Origin of the sequence: Microbulbifer epialgicus, assembly GCF_041447265.1 — a bacterium.
Lineage (GTDB): Bacteria > Pseudomonadota > Gammaproteobacteria > Pseudomonadales > Cellvibrionaceae > Microbulbifer > Microbulbifer epialgicus.
In genome coordinates this window covers 1-3,700 of the sequence record NZ_JBGMEK010000169.1, presented here as the reverse complement: position 1 = coordinate 3,700, position 3,700 = coordinate 1, and the positions used below count along the sequence as shown (strand labels likewise).

Sequence of the window (3,700 nt, the reverse complement as noted above, 5' to 3'; positions counted from 1 at the left end):
CTTGTGTTTGATGATGCGATCATTAGTATGGATCATGGGGTTTATCCTTGGTTTTGCTTTTAGGCTTAGGCACCTTCATCAAAACTGGTAAACCCCTCGATCCCCACTAATGGTTTTATCACCCAACCAGTGCTTATTTAAACGCTGCCTATCAGGTAGATTCCGCATTACAAACGGCTTCAACTTCGATAAGTTTTTAACTTAACCAGCCTAATTTTGACCGACATGTTTCATAAAAATTATGATCTATTGGGTGAATTAATGTCAGTCGATGTGGCTTCTTATGGATTCGAATGGTATCACCAACCTCAGTTACTACCTGATCATGTCCATCGCAAGTAATATAAGGCTTGGCAATATTGTGCTCACCAATAATAATCTTAAACTCACTGCTCCCTTCTACAACAATTGGACGGCTACTCAGGGTGTGAGGGTTGAGTGGAACAAGGACTATGGCATCTAGTTTCGGGTGCATAATTGGACCGCCACCCGAAAGAGCATATGCTGTAGATCCGGTCGGAGTAGAAATGATTAACCCATCTGATCTCTGTGTATATACAAACTGCCCATCTATATAAAGGTTAAACTCAATCATACGAATGAATTCACCTGGGCTCAGGACCACATCATTTAAAGCTGAACCTCTACCGACGACCTTACCATTTCGGCTAACGGACATATCCAGCAAGAAACGGCTTTCGGCCATATATTTGCCAGACAATACCTCCCCAACCTTTTTCTCAACCTGGTCAGGTGTAATGTCTGTGAGGAACCCAAGGCGCCCACGGTTAATTCCCAATAAAGGAACACTAAATTTAGCAAGCGCCCTAGCTGCAGCCAATAGGCTTCCATCACCACCAACAACTATAACCAAATCACAAAGCTCTCCAAGCTTATCCTTCGAGGAAACCCTTGTGTTATGATCAACTACTGCACTAGCGGTCTCTTCCTCCAATACAATCGAATAGCCCCCCCGTTCGAGAAAAGCCATCAGGCGCCGTAAAGAAATAACCGCACTTTCACTTTCAGTTCGGCCAATTAAGCCTATATTTTGAAACTCTGACATGCATCCCCCAGGCTTACTTAAGGCACTCATCCTGTGCGCAATTCAGCCAAGCACCAAGTAAACATTGGAACAGCCAATGCAAACACCACCAAACAGCATATTATGCCGGAGAGGGCCGCTCCAGTCGAACCAGGCCAGAGCAGCCTCATTGTCGCTTGAGCTTCGGCTGGGCTTAATTCATTAATCATTGAAGCCACGACGACCTTGCAGGCCCCCTGAATGCAGAATAAGAACCCTTCCCCCACTCAATTCCTTTTCACCCGAGCCTTTTTGAAGCGCATAGAGTAACTTGAGCATATAAACTGGCTCAAAGGGGGGAACCCCCTCAAAAGAAAGGCCCATATGAAAATCTCGCAGCTCTTTAGGGTATCTGCCATAACCCCCAAAATGAAATTGGCTCAATAGGCGCTTTCGTAGTTCAGTAAGTCTCTCGGCGCCTGCCAAAGCTGAATGGTTATTAGTTTTTTGGCCGCCAGGTAAAGCACTCTCAGCCTGGGAAACCCAGTAACAAGCCTCATTTAAAATACTGTCCGCAGCCTTTAAAACCTCAACCCCAATAACCGAGCAATTCTGAATGCTTGAATAAAGCCCTGCAAACGTAGCCCCAGTCCCACAAGCCACCCAAACCTGATCAAATGCAACCGGGGCAGTTTCTTCAATTACCCGCCCCAAAAGCTGGACACCTTTTACACCGGCTAAGTTCGCCCCCCCTTCGGGTACAAAATAAACCCCTTCGTTTTCCAGCCCCAGATCGCGTAAGAAATCCAACTCCCCTCTCCGCCGGTACTGAGCTCTTGTCACAAACTTCAACTCCATACCAAATCGCTGAGCATCCTGTAAAGTCGCACTGAATTCAGCAGGCCTTTCCCCTCGAATAATCCCTATTGCCTTAAACCCAAATCGAGCACCAGCAGCTGCGACAGCGTGAATATGGTTTGACCAAGCCCCACCACAGGTAACGATTGTCTTAGCCCCCTGATTCCTCGCCTCAATCAGGTTGAAAATAAGCTTATAGGCTTTATTTCCCGAAATAAGCGGATCTATCAAGTCATCGCGACGAACCCAAACATCCAGGCCGGGAAATACTTCACTACTTATCTGCTGATATGGAACCTGGCGAGCTGCATCGGTAAATGCCTGCAGGTCCAGACTATCTAGAAGGCGGGGCAACATGGCTATATCTGTTTAGTTCAATTGTTATGCGGGTCTGGGCAGATAACCATCCACCAAGAAAGAATTCAGGGGAAAGTCGACGGTTTCAGTCCCACCACCAGACTTGATCAGGAATATTACACCGGCAACACCGGTTTCAGCGGTAACGTCAGCCTCCTGGATAGGGGCTCGCTTCAAGAGGCCGCTTGGTTCAAATAGGGCTACATTGATACCTTCACAATTACTGGGCGGCAACTGAGCCAATCCCGCCTGAAGTGCACGAGCTGAAGGCGCCTCAAGCCCGTAAACTCCAGCCTGGCGGAATTTGTCTCCTAATTCCTGGCAATAACGGTAATCAGTAGGATGAGAAATTGAGGACCAGTCAGCCTCCCAAGCGCGGGCCTGCAGTCTTATGCCAGGCTCTACGCGATACTTTGCCGAGAAGACACTATGGTAACTGGTCAGAGGTTCGGACGGAGACTGGACCATATCGTTAAAAAATAACAACCGATAATAGGCTGCCTCTGCCAAAGTTGTTTCCACGGTTTTACTGCCATAAAAAACTCCGGATTGAGCAACCCCACCAAAACGTGATCCCCATGGCAGCGGTGGATAGCGAAATGGGGTGGCAAGCAGGTAGTGCAGGTCTTCCGTGCCCGGTAAACGCTTTGGCTTACTCTCTTCCAGCAGGCGCTCCAGCACCTCTTGTTTCTGCAGGTTATCGACCAAGCTTCGAGTTGCCACCTCTTCCTGAGACTCAACAATGCGATACAAGCGCCCCATCAAGCGAGTCTTTGCTGACTCAATCCTCTGAGCCAAACTAGCCGTCAAACCTTACCTCTCATTGCATCCAAGTAGGCAACAACTCGCACTAAGCCATCAATTCGGCCCGCCAATTCCCTAGGGGTACCATTAAGTGCACGGTTGGGCGTAGAAAACCACTGCCGAGCACCCACCTCATTACCAGTAAGGACAAAAGCTGCCCGATATGCGCGAACCAAAAGCAGTGCAAGTTGACCAGGAGCACCATCCGGGTCAAGCCCCGACTTGCGCCTTAAAGTCCGTTCATCCAGGTGGATGATTTCTCCAAGATCCTTCTTTTTTATATGTAAGTGAGTGGCAGCGTTTAAAAGCGCCTCGAGTAGCACCTCATCAGCACTCGGTTGCGGATGATAGTTGGGGATGGAAGTCATACGCCCTACCTGCTTTCTGGTCGAATGTCCAAAATATAGGCTTTTTCCGGACAAAAAACAACGGAACCTTAGCCTGGCCGCCCCTAAGTTCGCCCTAAAGTCCCCTTGAGGCGGCAGCGCTCAAAGCACCGGTTACGCAGAAAGCGCTGGTGATACTAAATTGCAGGATGAAAATAGAAAATCCAGATACAAAAAAGCCCTCACATAGTGAGGGCTTTTTTGTATCTGGCGGACCGGACGGGACTCGAACCCGCGACCTCCGGCGTGACAGGCCGGCATTCTAACCAAC

The 3,700-nt window shown here is 48.6% G+C and carries 4 protein-coding genes; all 4 read right to left on the bottom strand.

From position 1 onward, the window contains the following. Positions 1 to 196 precede the first annotated feature (196 nt). The 4 genes from ACCI49_RS23910 to ACCI49_RS23895 all read right to left on the bottom strand — a co-directional run bounded on the left by ACCI49_RS23910 (position 197) and on the right by ACCI49_RS23895 (position 3,411). Positions 197 to 1,066 carry an NAD(+) kinase gene (locus ACCI49_RS23910; RefSeq protein WP_371841757.1) on the bottom strand — a complete coding sequence of 290 codons (870 nt, stop codon included), beginning with the start codon at positions 1,064 to 1,066 and terminating at the stop codon, positions 197 to 199. A gap of 180 nt (positions 1,067 to 1,246) precedes the next feature. After that, entirely contained in the window at positions 1,247 to 2,239 is a 993-nt protein-coding gene (locus tag ACCI49_RS23905) for a 1-aminocyclopropane-1-carboxylate deaminase/D-cysteine desulfhydrase (RefSeq protein ID WP_371841756.1), read from the bottom strand. 24 nt (positions 2,240 to 2,263) lie between these two features. Continuing rightward, complete coding sequence (locus ACCI49_RS23900; protein ID WP_371841754.1) at positions 2,264 to 3,049, bottom strand: RES family NAD+ phosphorylase; 786 nt, start codon at positions 3,047 to 3,049, stop codon at positions 2,264 to 2,266. Then, a complete protein-coding gene (locus ACCI49_RS23895; protein ID WP_371841753.1) occupies positions 3,046 to 3,411 on the bottom strand; it encodes an antitoxin Xre/MbcA/ParS toxin-binding domain-containing protein in 366 nt (121 codons plus the stop codon). Before ACCI49_RS23895 ends, ACCI49_RS23900 begins: the two co-directional genes overlap by 4 nt. Positions 3,412 to 3,700 lie beyond the last annotated feature (289 nt).

Coding starts and splice junctions, on each gene's coding strand:
- ACCI49_RS23910 (WP_371841757.1), bottom strand. CDS start 1,066: ATGTCAGAGTTTCAAAATATAGGCTTAATTGGCCGAACTGAAAGTGAA.
- ACCI49_RS23905 (WP_371841756.1), bottom strand. CDS start 2,239: ATGTTGCCCCGCCTTCTAGATAGTCTGGACCTGCAGGCATTTACCGAT.
- ACCI49_RS23895 (WP_371841753.1), bottom strand. CDS start 3,411: ATGACTTCCATCCCCAACTATCATCCGCAACCGAGTGCTGATGAGGTG.